The 18,817-nt window shown below is 61.8% G+C and carries 15 protein-coding genes (1 of these 15 running past the window's edge); 5 read left to right on the plus strand and 10 right to left on the minus strand.

The genetic code is table 11. The annotated features are described in order from the left end of the window. The first annotated feature begins 48 nt into the window (after positions 1–48). Positions 49–486 carry a GNAT family N-acetyltransferase gene (locus L6418_RS05320; protein WP_237248440.1) on the plus strand — a complete coding sequence of 146 codons (438 nt, stop codon included), beginning with the start codon at positions 49–51 and terminating at the stop codon, positions 484–486. On the opposite strand, the gene L6418_RS05325 is transcribed toward L6418_RS05320, so the two are convergent. Together L6418_RS05325 and L6418_RS05330 are read right to left on the minus strand one after the other, a co-directional pair. Next, entirely contained in the window at positions 472–1,140 is a 669-nt protein-coding gene (locus tag L6418_RS05325; protein ID WP_269807830.1) for an energy-coupling factor ABC transporter permease, read from the minus strand. The two genes, L6418_RS05320 and L6418_RS05325, sit on opposite strands and share 15 nt — an antisense overlap. Beyond that, the gene (locus L6418_RS05330; RefSeq protein ID WP_237248442.1) at positions 1,137–2,168 is read right to left on the minus strand and encodes a folate-binding protein YgfZ; all 1,032 of its coding nucleotides are present in this window, start codon (positions 2,166–2,168) and stop codon (positions 1,137–1,139) included. Before L6418_RS05330 ends, L6418_RS05325 begins: the two co-directional genes overlap by 4 nt. Positions 2,169–2,239: 71 nt before the next feature. Here L6418_RS05330 and L6418_RS05335 point away from each other — a divergent pair, with 71 nt between their 5' ends. Next, positions 2,240–4,369, plus strand: coding sequence for an ABC transporter substrate-binding protein (locus tag L6418_RS05335; RefSeq protein WP_237248443.1), 2,130 nt, complete (start codon positions 2,240–2,242; stop codon positions 4,367–4,369). Between the two features lie 2 nt (positions 4,370–4,371). Here the strand turns inward: L6418_RS05335 and L6418_RS05340 are convergent, their stop codons facing one another. Continuing rightward, entirely contained in the window at positions 4,372–5,010 is a 639-nt protein-coding gene (locus L6418_RS05340) for a DsbA family oxidoreductase (RefSeq protein WP_237248444.1), read from the minus strand. Between the two features lie 107 nt (positions 5,011–5,117). On the opposite strand from L6418_RS05340, the gene L6418_RS05345 reads away from it, so the two are divergent. Genes L6418_RS05345 through L6418_RS05355 form a run of 3 tightly spaced genes read left to right on the plus strand, consistent with a single transcriptional unit; the run spans position 5,118 to position 9,467 of the window. Next, positions 5,118–6,095 (plus strand): ABC transporter permease, encoded by a 978-nt coding sequence (locus tag L6418_RS05345; protein WP_237248445.1) that lies wholly within the window; start codon positions 5,118–5,120, stop codon positions 6,093–6,095. Between the two features lie 16 nt (positions 6,096–6,111). Continuing rightward, positions 6,112–7,464 carry an ABC transporter permease gene (locus L6418_RS05350; RefSeq protein WP_237248446.1) on the plus strand — a complete coding sequence of 451 codons (1,353 nt, stop codon included), beginning with the start codon at positions 6,112–6,114 and terminating at the stop codon, positions 7,462–7,464. Beyond that, positions 7,461–9,467: an ABC transporter ATP-binding protein gene (locus L6418_RS05355; protein ID WP_269807831.1), complete on the plus strand. Its 2,007-nt coding sequence runs from the start codon at positions 7,461–7,463 to the stop codon at positions 9,465–9,467. Before L6418_RS05350 ends, L6418_RS05355 begins: the two co-directional genes overlap by 4 nt. Before the next feature lie 3 nt (positions 9,468–9,470). On the opposite strand, the gene L6418_RS05360 is transcribed toward L6418_RS05355, so the two are convergent. From L6418_RS05360 to L6418_RS05390, 7 genes are all read right to left on the minus strand, one after another. Then, positions 9,471–10,895: a transglycosylase SLT domain-containing protein gene (locus L6418_RS05360; protein WP_237248447.1), complete on the minus strand. Its 1,425-nt coding sequence runs from the start codon at positions 10,893–10,895 to the stop codon at positions 9,471–9,473. Positions 10,896–11,350: 455 nt separating this feature from the next. Beyond that, positions 11,351–13,318: an acetate--CoA ligase gene (gene acs, locus L6418_RS05365; RefSeq protein ID WP_237248448.1), complete on the minus strand. Its 1,968-nt coding sequence runs from the start codon at positions 13,316–13,318 to the stop codon at positions 11,351–11,353. A gap of 28 nt (positions 13,319–13,346) precedes the next feature. After that, on the minus strand, positions 13,347–14,558 hold the full coding sequence (locus L6418_RS05370; RefSeq protein WP_237248449.1) for an HD-GYP domain-containing protein: 1,212 nt from the start codon (positions 14,556–14,558) through the stop codon (positions 13,347–13,349). 58 nt (positions 14,559–14,616) lie between these two features. Next, entirely contained in the window at positions 14,617–14,871 is a 255-nt protein-coding gene (locus L6418_RS05375) for a SemiSWEET transporter (protein ID WP_237248450.1), read from the minus strand. After that, the gene (locus L6418_RS05380; protein ID WP_237248451.1) at positions 14,871–16,124 is read right to left on the minus strand and encodes a TolC family protein; all 1,254 of its coding nucleotides are present in this window, start codon (positions 16,122–16,124) and stop codon (positions 14,871–14,873) included. Before L6418_RS05380 ends, L6418_RS05375 begins: the two co-directional genes overlap by 1 nt. Further along, on the minus strand, positions 16,121–16,432 hold the full coding sequence (locus L6418_RS05385; protein ID WP_237248452.1) for a DUF3240 family protein: 312 nt from the start codon (positions 16,430–16,432) through the stop codon (positions 16,121–16,123). The genes L6418_RS05380 and L6418_RS05385 overlap by 4 nt, the downstream gene beginning before the upstream one ends. Further along, positions 16,429–18,817, minus strand: the 3' portion of a protein-coding gene (locus L6418_RS05390) for an efflux RND transporter permease subunit (RefSeq protein WP_237248705.1). 686 nt of this gene lie beyond the right edge of the window; 2,389 of the gene's 3,075 nt are visible here — the last part of the coding sequence; the start codon falls outside the window, past its right edge — the gene reads right to left on this strand; its stop codon occupies positions 16,429–16,431. The genes L6418_RS05385 and L6418_RS05390 overlap by 4 nt, the downstream gene beginning before the upstream one ends.

An 18,817-nucleotide genomic window follows, 5' to 3' on the forward strand; every position in this document is an offset into this window, starting at 1 on the left:
TTCCCCTGCTGCCCCTGAGGCCGCGGGAGAAAGGTCAGGAGCTGAGTTATGAGTGCACCTTTCACAGTCAGCCTGGTGTGCTGGCACGATGGCGAACCGTTGCTGCGTGCCATCCGCGAGGCCGTGTTCATCCGCGAACAGAACGTGCCGGCAGAGCTGGAGTGGGACGGCCTGGACGACACATGCCGCCACGCGCTGGCGCTGAGCCTGAATGGCGACGCCATCGGCTGCGGCCGCATGCAGCCGAACGGGCACATCGGCCGTGTGGCGGTGCTGCCGCAATGGCGCAAGCAGAAGGTGGGGACGGCGATCATCGAGGCCCTGCTCGACGAAGCCCGTTCGCGCGGTTACAAACAGGTGGATGTCGACGCGCAGACTTATGCCATCCCGTTCTACCAGCAGTTCGGTTTCGTCGAGCACGGCAAGGAGTTCATGGATGCCGGGATGCCGCACAAGAAGATGAAGCTGAAGTTACTTCCCCGCTAGATATTCCTCATCGCTGAAATTCATCACCGCCTGCGGCTGGAAGACCGTGAACGCGGTGATCAGCATGCCTGTGGTGAAGGCTTCCGTGATCATGATGATGGGCGTGGCGACGAGATAGTGGTACTGGATTTGCGCCCAGGTATAGTGGCTCAGCAGCAACAGCAGCAGGGTGGTGGCCAGCACATTCAGCACGATGGACAGTGCCCCGCAAAAAAAACCGTTCCATAACACGAACAGGAACAGGTTCTTGGGCAGGCGGCGCTTGCTCAAGCGCAGCAGCCAGTCGCCGAACAGCACGGGCAGGGCGATCATCAGCAGGCCATTGAGGCCGAAGGAGAGAAAACCCAGGTCCGCGCGCAGCCAGGTGGCGAGCATCACCAGCGTGATGGCGATGCCGGCGATGGGCCAGCCGAACATCAGCATGAACAGGGTCGAGCCGAGGATGTGGAAATTGAAGCCGGGGCGGAAGCCGGCATTGAGCTGCCATAACATGAATGCGCCGAACAGCAGGGCGACCAGCGCATTGACCATGACACCGTTGTCGAGCAGGGTGCGCCAGGGGGCCTGGCGCACGGCGCGATAGAGGAAGAATCCGAATGCGAAGTTAGCCAACCATAACCAGTCTCCCGGAAAAAGCTGGGCAGGCAGGTTCACGGCAGCGGGTAGGGCAGCGGCTGGAACTGCAGTCGTGCACCGGTGAGTGCGCCCAGATGGACCGGGAAGGCGTCGTGGCTGGCGATCTGGATCACTGCCAGCAGGTCGTAGCCGCCGCCGGGGGCGGGCTGCGCGTTCACCACCATGCCGCAGGACTGGCCTTCCATCTCCATGCTGAACAATTCATCGCCCGCTTGCGGCGCCTGGCCGCTCTCGGCATGTGCCAGATACATGCGGCGCTTGTTCTTGCCGAGGTATTGCATGCGCGCCACGATCTCCTGCCCCGGATAGCAGCCCTTCTTGAAATTCACTGCGCCGATGAGGTCGAGGTTCGCCATCTGCGGGACGAACTGTTCCTGCGTCTGCGGCAGGATGATCGGGATGCCGGCGCGGATGTTGAGCCAGTCCCAGCAGGGGGAACCGGCCGGGCGTGCTGCGCCGCCCAGCTTTTTCCACAAGTCTGCTGCGTGATCGGGTGCGACATTGATCTGGAAACGCTGGTCACCTAACCGGATGACCGCGAAATGGGTAGCTGAAGTCATGGCCATTACAGCTTCAGGAGGGGGGGCGACCATCTCTTTCAGTAATGCACTAGCGTTTAGCCCCGAGAGCCCAAGCGACACTATCGCTTCGCTCGCATTCTCGATCTTCACCTTGGAACGCAGGATGTACATCGAGAGTTTCTTCTGGATGGGGGCCAGCAGTTCGCGTGGCAGTTGCAGGAAATAGTCGTTGCCTCCCTGCCAGATCAGGAAAGTCGCCAGCGCGCGGCCTTTCGCCGTGTTGAAGCTGCTGTACTGCGCATGCTGCGGGGACAGCGCCTTCACGTCGCTGCTGAACAGGTTATGCAGGAAGCCTTGCGCTTCCTCGCCGGAGACCTTGAGGATGCCGAATTGCGACAGGTCGCACAGTACGGTGCCATCGCGCGTGGCGATGCGTTCTGCGGCGGCATCGCCGAAATCCTGCACCACGCCATCCCGAATTTGCGCGCCTTGCGTCGTCAGGAAATTCTGCCAATCTTGATTCATCGCTTCCATCCATTGGTGATCGTTGCGCAATCTTACCGCGAAGACAGCCCTTTCGGCTAAACTCTTGCGCCATGAAATCCCTGTATTCCGCCTTGCTGTGTCTGCTGCTCGCCGCGTGCGATGGCGGCCTGTGGAACAATCCCTATCCGGCTGCGGACGACGGCAAATCCATCCTTTACACGGCGTTCACCGAACGCCCCAAGCATCTCGATCCGGCGCAGGCCTACAGCGAGAACGAATACGAATTCCTGGCGCTCATCTATGCGCCGCCGCTGCAATACCATTACCTGAAGCGTCCTTACCAACTGGTGCCGCTCGCGGCCAGCGCGATGCCCAGGGTCACCTATCTGGACAAGGAGCATCGCCGCCTGCCCGACAGGGTGGACGCAGGCCGCATCGCCTACAGCGTGTACGAGATACATATCAAGCCGAACATGCGCTACCAGCCGCACCCGGCCTTCGTGCCGGAGAATTACATGCTCAACGCCGGCACGATGGGCGGCATCCATGCGCTGGGCGATTTTCCCCGGACCGGAACGCGCGTCGTCACCGCCGCCGATTACGCTTACCAGATCAAGCGTCTCGTCCATCCGGCCTTGCATACGCCTATCGCCGGCGTGATGAGCGAATATATCGTCGGGCTCAAGGAGTATGCCGCGCAACTGCAGGCGGCAGCCAAGGCTCACCCGGCGGGTTTTCTCGACCTGAACCGCTATCCGCTGCCCGGTGTGGAGGTGCTGGACGGCAGCACTTACCGCATCACCATCTACGGCAAATATCCGCAGTTCGCCTATTGGCTGGCGATGCCTTTCTTCTCGCCGATGCCGCAGGAGGTGGAGCGTTTCTATGCGCTGGACGGGATGCGCGAACGCAATCTGTCGCTGGACTGGTGGCCGGTGGGCAGCGGGCCGTATTACCTGTCCGAGAACGACCCGAACCGGCGCATGGTGCTGACGAAGAATCCCTATTACGACAGCGAGACCTACCCTGACGCAGGCGAGCCCGGCGATGCGCAGGCCGGCCTGCTGCAGGACGCGGGCCGGCCACTGCCGCTGATCGAGCGCATCGTGTTCTCGCTGGAGAAGGAAACCATCCCCTACTGGAACAAGTTCCTGCAGGGCTATTACGACGCCTCGGGCATCAGTTCAGACAGTTTCGACCAGGCGGTGCAGGTCAGCGTCAGCGGCGAGACCAATGTCAGCGACGACATGAAGGCGCAGGGCATTACGCTTGCCACTTCGGTCGCCACCTCCACCCTTTACTCAGGCTTCAACTGGCTGGACCCGGTGGTCGGGGGGGCAAGCGAGCGCGCGCGCAAATTGCGCCAGGCCATTGCCATCGCCGTGGACTACGAGGAGTTCGTCTCCATCTTCGCCAACGGGCGCGGCATCGCCGCACAATCGCCCATCCCGCCCGGCATCTTCGGCTACCGCGAGGGCAAGGAGGGCATCAACCGTTATGTGTACGACTGGGTGGATGGCGCCCCGAAAAGGAAGCCCGTCGCCGAGGCGCAGCGTCTGCTGGCCGAAGCAGGTTATCCCGGCGGCGTCGATGCGGAGACCGGCCAGCCGCTGGTGATCCACCTCGATACCACGCCCGGCGGCATCGGCAACAAGTCGCGCCTCGACTGGATGCGCAAGCAGTTCGACAAGCTCGACGTGCAGCTCGACGTGCGCAGCACCGACTACAACCGTTTCCAGGACAAGATCCGGCGCGGCGATACGCAGATGTATTACTACGGCTGGAACGCCGACTATCCCGATCCGGAGAACTTCTTCTTCCTGTTGCACGGTCCGCAGGGCAAGGTAAAGTTCGGCGGCGAAAATGCGAGCAACTACAGCAACCCGGAATTCGACCGCCTGTTCGAGCAGATGAAGAACATGGACAACGGTCCGGCGCGGCAGGCGATCATCGACCAGATGCAGGAGATATTGCGCCGCGATTCGCCCTGGCTGTGGGGCTATCACCCGAAAAACTACGTGCTGCAGCACGGCTGGCTGCATAACGTCAAATCCAACATCATGGCGCTCAACAAGCTCAAGTACTGGCGCGTGGATGCCGCGCAGCGCGATCACCTGCGTCGCGAATGGAACCAGCCGGTGCGCTGGCCGCTGTGGCTGGGCGCTGCAGCGCTGTTGCTGTTCGGCGTGTGGATGTGGCGGATGCTGCGCAAGCGCGAAGAGGCGCGCCAGAACGGGTGAGGCTAACCTGCCTGCGACCAGGTCTGTTGCAGTGCCTGTGCAAACACCTCCACCGGTTGCGCGCCCGAGATGCCGGATTTCTCATCGAACACGAAGAACGGCACCACGGTAATGCCGAATTTGGCTGCCCGTGCCTGGTCTGCCCGCACCTCGCCGGCATAGGCATCGCTTTCCAGCATGGTCATTGCCTCGTTCTCGGTGATGCCGAACTCCGGCGCGAGGCGTGCCAGGGCGGACCGCTCTCCGACCGGAAGCGATTTGGAAAAGTAGCCATGCATGAGGCGTTCGGTTGCGCGGTCGCCGAGCTGCCTTGACGCGGCGAAATGCAGCAGGCGGTGGGCATCGAAGGTGTTGCCGGGTCTTGCGTCGGCGAGGCGGTATTCCAGCCCCGCTTCTTTTGCAACCGAGGTGACGCGTTCGTTCATCGCTGCAGCTTCTTCCAGGCTGACGTGGTATTTCTTCGCCAGATATTCCCGCAGCGTGCCTTCGCGCTGGCGCGGAGCGTCGGGGTCGAGTTCGAAGCTGCGCCAGACCACGTTCACTTTGTCCTTGTGCGCGAAATCGGCGAGCGCCTGTTCGAAGTGGCGCTTGCCGATATAGCACCAGGGGCAGATGACGTCAGACCAGATTTCGACTTGCATGGTTTTCCTTTGGTTCGTGCGTGGCCCGGCGTGTCCGGGACGATGGCTGCATTCTACTACCTGTGCTTGCCCGCAGCCCAATGTTTGCCCTTACAATACCGGCACTCATGATCGCATACCTCATCCGCCGCATCCTTTACGCTGTGCCCATCCTGGTTGGGGTGAACCTGCTCACTTTTGCGCTGTTCTTCGTGGTGAACACGCCGGATGACATGGCGCGCATGCAGCTCGGCATCAAGCGGGTGACGCCGGAGGCCATCGATAAATGGAAGCAGCAGCATGGTTACGACAAGCCGCTGCTGCTCAATGGCGCGGCCAGCGGTGCCGCCAGGCTCACCGACACCATCTTCTGGCAGAAATCCGCCAGCATGTTCGTGTTCGATTTCGGCTTCGCCGACGACGGGCGCAACATCAGCCGCGAGATCGCCACGCGCATGTGGCCGAGCCTGGCCATTGCGCTGCCGACCTTCTTCATCGGGCTGGTCGTGTATGTCAGCTTCGCCTTGCTGATGACGCTGTTCCGCGCCACTGCGCTGGATGCGGCAGGGGTGGCGTTGTGCGTGGTGCTGATGTCGGTGTCCGGCCTGTTCTACATCATCGGCGGGCAGTTCCTGGTCAGCAAGCTGTGGCACCTGGTGCCCATCTCGGGCTATGCGGGCGGGCTGGACAGCATCAAATTCGTGGTGCTGCCCATCGTCATCGGCGTGGCGGGCAGCATCGGTTCCAGCAGCCGCTGGTATCGCACCATCTTCCTTGAAGAGATCGGCAAGGACTATGTGCGCACGGCCCGCGCCAAGGGCCTGTCCGAGTTGCGCGTGCTGTTCGCGCATGTGCTGAAGAACGCGATGATCCCGATCCTGACCGGTGTGGTGGTGGTCATCCCGTTGCTGTTCATGGGCAGCCTGCTGACCGAATCCTTCTTCGGCATTCCCGGCCTGGGCAGTTACACCATCGATGCGATCAACGCGCAGGATTTCAGCATCGTGCGCGCGATGGTGTTCCTCGGCTCGGTGCTGTACATCGCGGGGCTGATCCTGACCGATCTTTCCTATACGGTGGTCGATCCCAGGGTGAGGCTGCAATGACGGGGCGGGGCGTTCTGTGAGTTTCATGCCTGTCATCCTGTGGAGCGACGCACTGGTGTTCCTGCTGCTGGCGGCAGGTGCGGCGAGTGCCTGGTATATCAGGCAGCGCGAGCATCTGTCGCTGCCGTGGCGGCGCGTGGCAAACAGCCGCATGGCGATGGTATCGCTGCTGGTGCTGTCCCTGTTCCTGCTGGTCGGCTTGCTGGATACGCTGCATTTCCGCCCGGCACTGCCGCAAACCAGCGGCAGCGACAAGGTCTATTCGCCCGAGGTATTGAGCGTGTTTGACAGGCTGGCCGGGCCGTTGCGCACGCATACCGAGAAGACCTATTCGGCACCGTTCGCCCTCACGCTGTATGCCAAGGAAGGCGTGATGGATGCGCAGGGCCACATCGTGCGCGACTATCCCCGGTTGCAATTCGGAGGGGCGCACCTGGCGGACGTGTCGCAACGGGATGCGGATATGGCGAGGCGGGGGCTGGCTGGAGGAGCTGCAGGGTTGCTGGCGGGCTTCGTGCTGGCGATGCTGGCCAGGCGCCGGACGAAGCAGCGTGCCTTGCTCGTTGCGCTGCTGCTGGTCGCTCCGCTGATCGGGGCGATCGCCAATCTCGCCACCGTCTACCACGTGCTCGGTACCGACAAGGTGGGGCAGGATGTCTTGTACCTGTCGTTGAAGAGCATCCGCACCGGACTCATCATCGGCACGGTGACGACGCTGGTGACGCTGCCCTTGTCGTTGTTCCTCGGCGTGGCGGCAGGCTATTTCCGCGGCTGGGTGGACGACGTCATCCAGTATGTCTACACCGTGCTGAGCTCCATTCCCAGCGTGCTGCTGATCGCGGCGGCAGTGCTGATGATGCAGGTGACCATCGATATGCATCCGCAATGGTTCGATACCACCGCCGCCCGCGCCGATCTCAGGCTGGTATTCCTGTGCCTGATCCTCGGTGTGACGAGCTGGACCGGCTTGTGCCGCCTGTTGCGCGGCGAGACGCTGAAACTGCGCGAGATGGAATATATCCAGGCAGCGCAATCGTTCGGCGTGTCTTCGATGCGCATCCTGGCACGCCACATCATGCCGAACGTGATGCACATCGTGCTGATCTCGCTGGTGATGGATTTTTCCGCGCTGGTGCTGGCCGAAGCGGTGCTGTCCTACGTCGGCGTCGGTGTCGATCCCACCATGATCAGCTTCGGCACCATGATCAACGCCGCGCGCCTGGAGATGGGGCGCGAGCCGATGGTGTGGTGGGCGCTGGCTTCGGCATTCGGTTTCATGCTGGTGCTGGTGCTGGCGGCCAACCTGTTTGCCGATGCGGTGCGCGATGCGTTCGATCCGCGCCTGAACCGGACGGAGGGCAAGGCGTGACGCAACGCGCTCACGATGACGCCCTGCTTGCGGTTGCGGATCTTTCCACGCGATTGCGCGGAGGTGCGCATATTGTCGACGGTGTTTCGTTCGAGATCGCGGCGGGGGAGACCTTTGCGTTGCTGGGCGAATCCGGCTGCGGCAAGTCGATGACGGCGCTCACGTTGATGCGTTTGCTGCCGGACGGCGTGGTGAATGCGGGCGGCGTGGCCCGGATGGGCGGGATGGAACTGTTCGGTCTGCACGAGCGCGAGATGCGCGAGGTCCGCGGCGGCAGGATGGCGATGATCTTCCAGGAGCCCGGGTTGAGCCTGAATCCGGTGATGACCGTGGGCGGGCAGATCGCCGAGGTGCTGGCGCTGCATCAGGGCATGCATGGTGCGGAGGCCGCTGGGCGTTGTATCGAACTGCTCGATCAGGTCGGCATCCCCGATGCAGGGCGGCGGCTGCATGAGTATCCGTTCCAGCTTTCCGGCGGCATGAAGCAGCGCGTGATGATCGCCATGGCGCTGGCCGGCGGCCCCAAGCTGCTCATCGCCGACGAACCGACCACCGCCCTGGATGTGACAATACAGGCACAGGTACTGCAACTGTTGCGCGACACGCAGGACCGGACCGGAATGGCGATGCTGCTGATCACGCATGATCTGGGCGTGGTGGCAGAGACCGCGCATCGTGTCGGTGTGATGTATGCCGGGCAGATCGTCGAGCAGGCGAGCCGCGAACAATTGTTTGCAGCGCCGTTGCATCCTTATACGCAAAAGCTGTTCGCCGCATTGCCGAGCGCAGGGCGTGTCGGACAACCGTTGAGCGCCATCTCCGGCAGCGTGCCGCCGCTGGGCAGCATTACCCAGGGCTGTCGCTTCGCACCCCGCTGCGACCAGGCCTGGGCGTTGTGCCGCGAGCAGGCTCCGGGCTGGACAATGGACGATGGACGCGGAGTGAGGTGCCATCTTTACAGCAAGGTCGAGGATCGAGGACCGAGGACCGGGTTTCCTGCTCCGCCAACCTCGTCGCCGCTTGCGGGAGAAGGGGGCTCAGTACTCGGCCCTCGGCCCTCGGCCCTCTTGCAGGTCGAAAATCTGCAAGTCCATTTCCCCATCCGCAAAGGACTGCTGCAGCAGGTGGCCGGACAGGTGAGGGCGGTGGATGGCGTGTCGTTGTCCATTCCGCAAGGCCGCACGCTGGCGCTGGTGGGGGAATCCGGTTGCGGCAAGACCACGCTGGGCAAGGCGTTGCTGCAATTGATCCCGTCCACTGCCGGCAGTATCCAGTTCGGCGGGCAGACGCTGGGCGGTGCGCGCACCGCTCGGGCAGCGATGCAGATGGTGTTCCAGGATCCTTATGCGTCACTCAATCCCAAGATGCGCGTAGCGGAGATACTGGAAGAGGGCATGAGTGCGCTGAAGATTGGCGGCGACAGCGCAGCCCGGCAGCGGCATATTGATGGATTGCTGGACCGGTGCGGCCTGGCGCGCGATGCAAAATGGCGTTACCCGCACGAATTTTCGGGCGGACAGCGGCAGCGCATCGCCATCGCACGCGCATTGGCCGTGTCGCCGCAGTTGCTGATCTGCGACGAGCCGACCAGTGCGCTGGATGTGTCCGTGCAGGCGCAGATACTGAACCTGCTTGAATCGCTGCAGCAGGAACTGGGACTCAGCTATCTCTTCATCACCCACAATCTGGCGGTGGTGGAGTATCTGGCTCATGAGGTGTGCGTGATGTATCTCGGCCGTATCGTCGAGCGGGGCATGACGACGGAAGTGATGCATGCCCCCAGGCATCCCTATACCCAGGCGCTGCTTGCGGCGATGCCGCGCATCGACGGCCGCGACAGGGCTGTCGTCAAGCTGGAAGGCGACCTGCCGTCGCCGGCGAATCCGCCGTCGGGCTGCCATTTCGCGCCGCGATGCCGGCATGCGATGCCGGTATGCGCACGCTATCCAGACGTGACGAGGGTCAGCGCAACGCATGACGTGCGCTGCCATCTGTATGGTTAGGGGTTAGCGGTTGTAGGCGACTTTCACGTTGGCCGTTTTGCGTTTGGAGCGCTTGGCCTTGGCTGCCACGATATTGCGTTTGCGATAGCTGCGGTGGTGATCTGCCAGCACGATATTGAAGTGCTGGCCCACGCGCAGGTGCGCGCTGCCGTGATTCGATTCGCGTAACTGCGCCTGGCTGACATGGAAGCGGCGGGCGATCGTGGAGATGGTGTCGCCTTTGCGCACGGTGTAGCGCACGGAGCCGTACATCTCGGCGATGGCGGAAGGCTGCATGTTGAAGGCGGCGAACTGTGCGGCCGGTTCCTCGTCCCCGATGGGGACCAGCAGGGTCTGGCCGTTGCTCTCCTGCGCATATTTGGACAGGCCGTTGGCGGCGCGCAACTCGGCCAGGGTCAGGCCGAAGTGGGTGGCGATATTCTCGAAACTCTCGCCTTTCTTGCTTTCATAGGGTTGCCACGAGACCAGGCGCTGGTTGGTCTTTGCCAGATTGCTACGGAAGGTGTCGACCTTGTCCACCGGCAGCAGCAGCACGTTGTCGCCGTCCTTTTCCTGCAGGATCACCGGACGGTTATGGCCGGGGTTGAGCGCCATGAATTCGTCCATCGAGATGTCGGCCAGTTCGGCAGCGACCTTTACGTCGATGTGCTGCGAGGTGGCGACGGTGGCGAAATAGGGTTCATCGGGGATCTTGGCCAATTGCAATCCGAAACGCGCCGGGTCGGCCACGATGTTCTTCACGGCCAGCAGTTTGGGCACGTAGTTGCGCGTTTCGCGCGGCATCCTGAGATGCGCATAATCGGTCGGTTTGTGGTGCTTGCGGTTGTAGGCCTGCGCGCGGGTGACGCCGTTCTCGCCCCAGTTGTAGGCGGCCAGCGCGAGTTCCCAGTCGCCGAACTGGTCATGCAGCTTCTGCAGGTAATCCAGTGCGCCGTTGGTTGCGCCGATGATGTCGCGACGGCCGTCGTGCCACCAGTTCTGTTCCATGCCGAAGTGCTTGCCGGTGGACGGGATGAATTGCCAGATGCCGGAGGCGCTGGCGATCGAATTGGCACTCGGATTGAATGCGCTTTCGATGATCGGCAACAGGGCGATCTCGGACGGCATGCCGCGGCGATCCACTTCTTCCATGATGTAGAACAGGTAGCGTTGCGCACGCTCGCTCATGCGAAGGACATAATCCGGATGGTTGGCGTACCACTTTTCATGGCGCTTGATCAGCGGACTGTTCAGGTCATGCATGGCGAAGCCGGCACGGATGCGCTGCCACAGGTCGCCATTGGAATACTCCGGTGCGACGATCATGGCTTCGCGTATCGGGGCGGGCGCTTGCGTCTCCGGTTCGTCATTTGCTGTCGCAGCAATGGAGTGGCTGTCGGGCGCAGCGGGAATGCCGGAAGCCGCAACGGCAGGCACAGCTTGCGACATGGTGCCGACCTGGGGGACGGCACTCTGGGCAGATTGAGCGGTGGCTGCGGGCGCGGCGTTTATTTGGGGTAGGGGTGCTCCGGTGGTAACGGTCTGTGCTGGATGCGCAGTCAGTTCGGGACTATTCATCGCCAAGGCGGTATCCGCCCTGGAGGCTATGGCAACGGTGCAGCTGAGTACGGCGCTGAGGGCCAGTATTAACGGTTTGTTAAAAGACACTATGCGCGACCGAGTGGTTGAAAAGTGTCGCGATGGTAGCGGACGGGGGTGGATGAGTCAATACAATTAAGGGGTTGCATCAGGCAGTTGTGGAACTGCCTGATGCGATTCCGATAGGTTTTTTATCCCGTTGCCGCCGGAAATTGCCCAAGGGGCGGATTCTGATTCTGGCTTCGGCTACTACGCTTAACATGGCGCATGAGCGCCATGTTGGCTTGCACCGGGATCCGGCCGATTTACCGCACCACCTCTTTCAATTGCTCAAGGATGGCCGGGTTTTCCAAAGTAGAGACATCCTGGGTGATTTCTTCGCCTTTGGCGACCGCGCGCAACAAACGACGCATGATCTTGCCGGAGCGGGTCTTGGGCAGGTTTTCGCCGAAGCGGATCTCGTCCGGTTTGGCGATGGGGCCGATCTCCTTGCCGACCCAGTTGCGCAGCTCTTCGGCCAGTTTTTTGGCGGTGGCCGCATCCGTCGGGCGGGCGCCCTTCAGCACCACGAAAGCCACCACGGCCTCGCCTTTGATCTCGTGCGGCTTGCCGACCACAGCCGCTTCGGCGACGAGGGGATTGGCGACCAGCGCAGATTCGATCTCCATGGTACCCAGACGGTGGCCGGAGACGTTCAGCACGTCGTCGATACGGCCCATGATCCAGAAGTAGCCGTCTTCGTCGCGGTGCGCGGAGTCGCCGGCCAGGTAGGCGCCCTTCATCTCTTCGGGGAAGTAGCCTTTCTTGTAGCGTTCCGGATCGCCCCAGATGGTGCGGATCTGCGATGGGAACGGTTTCTTGATGACGAGGAACCCGCCGTGCTGGTCGAACACTTCATCGCCCGCTTCGTTGACAATGGTGGCCATGATGCCGGGCAGCGGCAGGGTGCAGGTGCCCGGTTTGATCGGCATGGCGCCGGGCAACGGGGCGATCATGTGGCAGCCCGTTTCGGTTTGCCACCAGGTGTCGACGATAGGGCAGCGCGACTGGCCGACCACGGTGTAGTACCACATCCATGCTTCGGGATTGATCGGCTCGCCCACGCTGCCGAGCAGGCGCAAGCTGGAAAGGTCATATTGCTTGGGCAGGTCGCCGCCCAGCTTGATCAGTGAGCGGATGGCGGTCGGTGCGGTGTAGAAGGTGGTGACCTTGTGATCCTGGATCATCTTCCAGAAGCGTCCTGCATCCGGATAGGTCGGTACGCCTTCGAACACGACCTGGGTTGCGCCCATGGCCAGCGGGCCGTAGGCGACATAGCTGTGGCCGGTGATCCAGCCCACGTCGGCGGTACACCAGAAGATGTCGGAAGCCTTGTAGTCGAACACCCATTTCATGGACAGCATCGCGCCCAGCAGGTAACCGCCGGTGGAGTGCTGCACGCCCTTGGGTTTGCCGGTGGAGCCGGAGGTGTAGAGGATGAACAGCGGATGCTCCGCACCGACCCATTCGGGTTCGCAGCTGCTGCCCTGTCCGGCGACCAGGTCGTGCCACCAGATATTGTTCTTGCTGTTCCATTGCACTTCGCCGCCGGTGCGGCGATAGACGACGACAGTGTGGACCGCATCGCAGCCCCCCAGGCCGAGTGCCTCGTCCACGGCGGGTTTGAGCGCCATTGCCTTGCCGCCGCGGAATTGGCCGTCCGAGGTGATGACTGCCACGGCCTGCGCATCGGTGATGCGTTCGTGCAGGCTCTTGGAGGAGAAACCGCCGAACACCACGGAATGGATCGCGCCGATACGGGCGCAGGCTTGCATGGCGATCACGGCTTCCACGCTCATCGGCATATAGACGATCACGCGATCGCCTTTCTTGATGCCGCGCGATTTCAGGCCGTTGGCGAACTGGCACACGCGGGCGTGCAATTCACGATAGCTGACTTTGGTGACTTTGCCGTCGTCCGCTTCAAAGATGATCGCGGTCTTTTCCGGCTGCGTGCCCAGGTGTTTGTCCAGGCAGTTGTAGGAGACGTTCAGTTCGCCGTCCTCGAACCACTTGTAGAACGGGGCTTTGCTTTCGTCCAGGCTCCTGGTGAAGGGCTTGTGCCAGAGGATGGTCTCGCGTGCGAGGTTGGCCCAGAAACCGGCATAGTCCTTGGCCGCCGCATCGCACATCGCCCGGTAGCCGGCCATGCCGGATACATTGGCTTGCTTGACGAAATCGTCTGAAGGATTGAACACGCGTGTTTCGTGCAGGATGGACTGGATATTGGACATTGTCGACTCCCCAAGTAATGGTTGATTGCTAAAAACCTGCGATCTGCTTCAGGTCGAAGCCCCATTGCGCGGGGTCTTCGGCGCCAGCGATGCTTTCACGCGACCTGCTCAAGTCTATCATTTCCGGCATGATCGGCTCGTTGGACTTGGTCGAGAAGAAGGCTTTGACGATAGGTGTCAGCAGGCTTTTTTCGGTTTGCTCGATGACTATAGCCAATCTTCCTGACTTGAGCCTTACTAAGGTGCCCGAGGGATAGATGCCGATGGTCTTGACGAAGGCCTGGAACACCCGCTCGTCGAAATGTCCGTTCCGCCACTCCGCCATCTTGCGGATCGTCTCGGCCGGTTCCCATCCGTTCTTGTAGCAGCGATTGGAGGTGAGTGCGTCATATACGTCGCACACTGCCCCCATGCGGGCGAACAGCGTCAGCGGCTCGCCGGAGATGCGGTCCGGGTAGCCGGTGCCGTCCACGCGTTCATGGTGGTGCAGGCAGACATCCAGCGCCACTTCGTTTGCGCCTTCGGCGATGTTCAGTATTTCCCAGCCCTTGCGCGGGTGGGTCTTGATGATCTCGAACTCCTCGTCGGTCAGCTTGCCGGGCTTGTTGAGCACTTCGTTCGGGATCAGCGCCTTGCCGACATCATGCATCAGTCCGGCGATGCCGGCATCCTTCAGGTCGCGTCCGCTGAGGCCCAGCTGTTTGCCCAGCGCGATCATCAGGCCGCAGACGGCGACCGAGTGCAGGTAGGTGTAATCGTCGACGTTCTTGAGCCGCGCCAGGTTGAGGAAGGCTTCCGGGTTGCGCTCGATGGAACTGCTGATCTCGTCTACCAGCGGTTCGGCATCGCTGACGCTGATGGCATTGCCCATGCGCGCTTCGTTGAACATCGAGGTGACGGCTGCCTTGCCTTTCGACAGGATGGCCCGTGCGCGCTGTACTTCGTTCTGGACCGGGACACGTTGCACTACCCGGTTCGCCGTGGCGACCTTCTTGAGTTCGGCCTCGACCTTTCGTTCCTCCTCTTCCTTTGAGGGGGAGATCACTTTGCCTTCGACATCCAGTCCCTTCTCGGTGTCGATCCAGACTTCCTGGATGCCGCAGGTTTGCAGCGTTTTGAGGTCTTCAGGAGCGGAGAGCAGGAAGGATTTTTTCCAGAACGGGTGCTCCATCCAGCTGCCGCATATCTCGTTGATGAACATGCCTGAGCGGATATCGCGCACATGTATTTTTTTTAGCATAGCAAGGGAAACAGTATCCTGGGTCGATGCGGGAATTGTAACCCAGCAAAATGGCGATTCAACCGAAACGTAATTTTAATACCAGCACTGTCCCTGCCAGGACCAAGGTGATGCCATTGGCGAGCATGATCGGCCAGGAACCAAGCAGGATGCCGTATGCCAGCCAGAGTGCGACGCCGATGGTGAAGAAGGCGTACATGAGCAGCGAGATATCCTTGGTGTGCCGGGTCTGCCATACCCGCCACACCTGCGGGATGAACGAGCAGGTGGTGAGTGTGGCGGCGATCGCGCCTATCAGGTCCTGGGATGACATCAGTGCACCTTGTGCGGGTCGTTGTCCGAGCTCCACAGCTGATGGGCATCGAGCAACAGGCGATAGCGGGCTTCGTTGGCATCCAGCCGCGAGAGGTTCTCGGACAGGGTGGACTCGAGCGCCTGGCGGCGTGCCGTCAGCGTTTCGGTGAGACTGCTCTCGCCCAGGCTATAGGCGCGCGAGACCAGGTCGGCATTCTGGCGGATGCTGGCGGCAGCCTCGCTCGCCTGCTGCCAGATCTGGTAACTGTTGACCGCTTGCGTATAGGCGGCGTAGACGTCGCCATCCAGGCGTCGCCGTACCGCATTCTCGCGGTCGCCGGCTATCTGTGCCTGGTATTCTGCATTTTCGGCATTGGCACTGCGCAATCCGAACGACAGCGGGATGGAAAGGAAGACCCCGGATACTTTTTCGTTGCCGCCCATTTCGCTCGAAAAGCGCAGGCCGACGGTGGGGTCGGGGACGCGATCGGCACGGCTGCGTTGCGCCAGCATCTGCTGGATGCGCCGTTCGGAGCGGACCATTTCCAGCTCGTGGTTGTCGTTGGTGATGATCTGTTTCCAGTAATCCAGGTCTTCCGTGATCGGTTGCGGTTCCGTGCTGGCGAGGCGCTGCGGCAGGACGATCGAGGGGAACTGGCGCGACAGTTCGTTGCCGGCCAGTTCTGCACGCATCCTGGCTTGCTGCAGCGCGACCGTCGCCTGTGCGACGGCGGCATTGGCCTGGCTGAGCTCCATGCGCGGCGCATCCCCCGATTTCAGGCGCTTGTCTGTGGTTTGCGCCTGCTGCGTGAGGTTCTCCACCTGCTGCTGCCATTGCGTTACCTGCATCTGCTCGCGCTGCCAGTTGAACCACAGGTGCAGCAGCGTGCGTCCCGCCTCATGCCGTGCATCTCCCAGCGCGAAATTGGCGCGCGTCACGACTTCCTGGCCGATGTCGCTGTCGATCAGCACCTTGTTGATCAGTCGCACCGGACGCTCCAGGGTGACATCCCATTCCTTCAGGTGCTGGTTGGGAACTCCGATCTGCCGCTGGTATGAGCCGGTACGCAGGCTGAATTCATAGTTGCCGCTTTCCCATTTGCGCTGGTTGACCTGTTCGATCCTGACGCCGGTCTCCGCGGTCATGACGTTGATATGGCTTTCCAGCGCCATATCAACCTGGTCGTGCGGCGGCAGGTCGGGGTAGGTCGGATCGGCGGCATGCGCCGGAAGGGCAAGCAGGGAAAGTGCGATGAGAAGTATTGCCCTCATTCCAGTCTCCCGAATTCGATGACGGGGGTGATCCAGTAGGCGATCTCCGGATTGCTCTCGATCTGCTTGAGGTGGGCGACCAGTGCACGCGCATCGGCCAGGTCCATGACGGCCTGGAACACGACGCGTTGCGAACGGCCGCGCACCTGTTCGATCATGCTGGGCAGTTTTTCCTTCTGGCTGCCGCCCTCCGCCTGGTGCATGACGAAACCGTGCACCCATTCCGGATGCTCCAGCAGGTGGCTGACCAGGCGTTCTTCCATCGTGCGATGGCTGACCAGCGTCAAACAGCAGTTCATTTCTCTCATAGCATTTTCCTCGGTGACTCAAGGCCGAAACGACGGTACAGGATGGGCAGCATGAACAGCGTGAGGGTGGTGGAGCTGATCAGTCCGCCCATCACAACGATAGCCAGCGGCTTCTGGATCTCGGAGCCGGGGCCGTGGGCAAACAGCACCGGCAAGAGGCTGTAGGCGGTGATGTTGGCGGTCATCAGTACCGGGCGCAGGCGGCGCTTGGCGCCTTCCAGGATGACCTGCGTGATGTCCATGCCCTCGGCGTGCAGCTGGTTGAAGTAGGACACCATGACCACGCCGTTCAGCACCGCAATACCGAGCAGTGCGATGAATCCGACCGAGGCCGGGACGGACAGGTATTCGCCGCTGACCCACAGGGCGAATACCCCGCCCATGAGCGCGAACGGGATGTTGGTGAGCACCAGTACCGACTGGCGTACCGAGCCGAACGTGGCGAACAGCAGCATGAAGATCAGGCCGAGCGCAACCGGTATTACGATCGCCAGTCTGGTGGCTGCACGTTGCTGGTTCTCGAACTGGCCGCCCCAGGTGATGCGGTAGCCTTCGGGCAGTTGCACCTGCGCGGCGATGGCCGCTTTGGCTTCATCCACGAATCCGACCAGGTCGCGGTCGCGTACATTGGTCTGTATCACCACCATGCGCTTGCCGTTTTCCCGGTCCACCTTCACCGGCCCGTCGGCGCGTTCCAGTTTGGCGACCACGGAGAGCGGGACGCTTTGGCCGTTGGTCAGCGGCAGGGTCAGCGCGGAGAAGAGTGCGGGCGATTGCTGTACGTCCGCCTCGCCGCGCACCAGCAAGGGCGTGCGCCGCCCGTCTTCGATCACGGTGCCGAGCTGGCGTCCCTCTACCTGGGTGCGCAGCGTGTTGCTGATATCGTCGACGCTCAGTCCCAGGCGACCTGCGGCAAGGCGGTCGATGACCACGCGAAAGTACTGCACGCCGTTGTTCTTCACCGTGTAGGCGTCTTCGCTGCCTTTGATGCCGCCGACCACCTTGACGATCTTTTCGGCGAGTTCGTTGAGCTTGATGATGTCGGAGCCGAATACCTTGATGGCGACGTCGCCTCGTGTGCCGGTGAGCATTTCGGAAACGCGCATGGAGATGGGCTGGGTGAAGCTGTATTCCAGTCCCGGGAAATCGGCCATGACCTTGCGGATATCGTCGATGATGGCGTTCTTGTCCTGCGAACGCCATTCTGCCTGGGGCTTCAGCACGAGAAAGTTGTCGGTCTCGTTCAAGCCCATCGGGTCGAGGCCCAGCTCGTCTGCACCGGCGCGGGAGACGATGCTTTTCACTTCGGGCACCGCTTTGAGGATGGCGGTTTGTACGCGCTGGTCGATATCAGCCGTCTGTGCCAGGTTGATGGAGGGCAGCTTGGTGGTCTGCATGATGATGTCCCCTTCGTCCATCTCGGGCATGAAGGTCTTGCCGATAAAGGTATAGACGACACCGGTCATCAGCAGCGAGACGACTGCTGCAGTGAGTATCCTGCGTTCATGACGCAGCGCCAGATTGAGCAGCGGCGTATAGACTTGCAGGGATTTGCGTACCAGCCACGGATCTTCATGATGGGCGCTCTTCAGCAGAAAAGAAGCCAGCATCGGGATGACGGTCAGCGACATCAGCAGCGAGGCGGTCAGGGCGAACACGATAGTCAGCGCCACCGGGATGAACAGCTTGCCTTCCAGTCCCTGCAGCGTCATCAAGGGCAGGAACACGATGATGATGATGGCGACGCCGGCGGCGACTGGCGGGATCACCTCTTTCACGGCGCTGAAGATGACGTGCAGGTGCGGGATGTGTTGCCGTTTCCTGCCCAGGTGGCTGATGATGTTCTCCACCACTACGACCGCCGCATCGACCAGCATGCCGATGGCGATGGCAAGGCCGCCCAGCGACATCAGGTTGGCGGACATGCCGAACTGCTGCATCAGGATGAAGGTGATGAGCACCGCCAATGGCAGCGTCAACGCGACCACTAGGGCGGCTCGCAGATTGCCGAGGAACAGAACCAGCAGGATCACCACCAGCACGATGGCTTCGGTGAGCGCCTTGGAGACCGTGCCGATGGCACGCTGCACCAAGCTGCCGCGGTCGTAGAATACTTTGGTGGTCACTCCCTGGGGCAGGCTGGGTGCAAGCTCGGCGAGCTTGGCGCTTACGCCTTCCACCACTTTCTGGGCGTTTGCGCCGCGCAACCCCAGCACCAGGCCTTCCACCGCTTCGCTTTTGCCATCCTGGGTTACCACGCCGTAACGCGTCAGGCTGCCGATGCGTACCTGGGCGATATCGCTGACGCGGATGGGATTGTTGCCGGGGCTGGCGATGACGATGTTGCGCACGTCCTGCAGATTCTTGATGCTGCCCTCGGCGCGT

The sequence above is a fragment of the Sideroxyarcus emersonii genome, from assembly GCF_021654335.1.
Taxonomy (GTDB): Bacteria; Pseudomonadota; Gammaproteobacteria; order Burkholderiales; family Gallionellaceae; genus Sideroxyarcus; species Sideroxyarcus emersonii.

Excerpts from the sequence above, each read along its gene's own strand:
- L6418_RS05320 (WP_237248440.1), top strand. The coding sequence starts at position 49 with ATGAGTGCACCTTTCACAGTCAGCCTGGTGTGCTGGCACGATGGCGAA.
- L6418_RS05375 (WP_237248450.1), bottom strand. The coding sequence starts at position 14,871 with ATGTCATCCCAGGACCTGATAGGCGCGATCGCCGCCACACTCACCACC.
- L6418_RS05360 (WP_237248447.1), bottom strand. The coding sequence starts at position 10,895 with ATGTCGCAAGCTGTGCCTGCCGTTGCGGCTTCCGGCATTCCCGCTGCG.
- acs (WP_237248448.1), bottom strand. The coding sequence starts at position 13,318 with ATGTCCAATATCCAGTCCATCCTGCACGAAACACGCGTGTTCAATCCT.
- L6418_RS05335 (WP_237248443.1), top strand. The coding sequence starts at position 2,240 with ATGAAATCCCTGTATTCCGCCTTGCTGTGTCTGCTGCTCGCCGCGTGC.
- L6418_RS05370 (WP_237248449.1), bottom strand. The coding sequence starts at position 14,558 with ATGCTAAAAAAAATACATGTGCGCGATATCCGCTCAGGCATGTTCATC.
- L6418_RS05345 (WP_237248445.1), top strand. The coding sequence starts at position 5,118 with ATGATCGCATACCTCATCCGCCGCATCCTTTACGCTGTGCCCATCCTG.
- L6418_RS05385 (WP_237248452.1), bottom strand. The coding sequence starts at position 16,432 with ATGAGAGAAATGAACTGCTGTTTGACGCTGGTCAGCCATCGCACGATG.
- L6418_RS05330 (WP_237248442.1), bottom strand. The coding sequence starts at position 2,168 with ATGAATCAAGATTGGCAGAATTTCCTGACGACGCAAGGCGCGCAAATT.
- L6418_RS05340 (WP_237248444.1), bottom strand. The coding sequence starts at position 5,010 with ATGCAAGTCGAAATCTGGTCTGACGTCATCTGCCCCTGGTGCTATATC.
- L6418_RS05380 (WP_237248451.1), bottom strand. The coding sequence starts at position 16,124 with ATGAGGGCAATACTTCTCATCGCACTTTCCCTGCTTGCCCTTCCGGCG.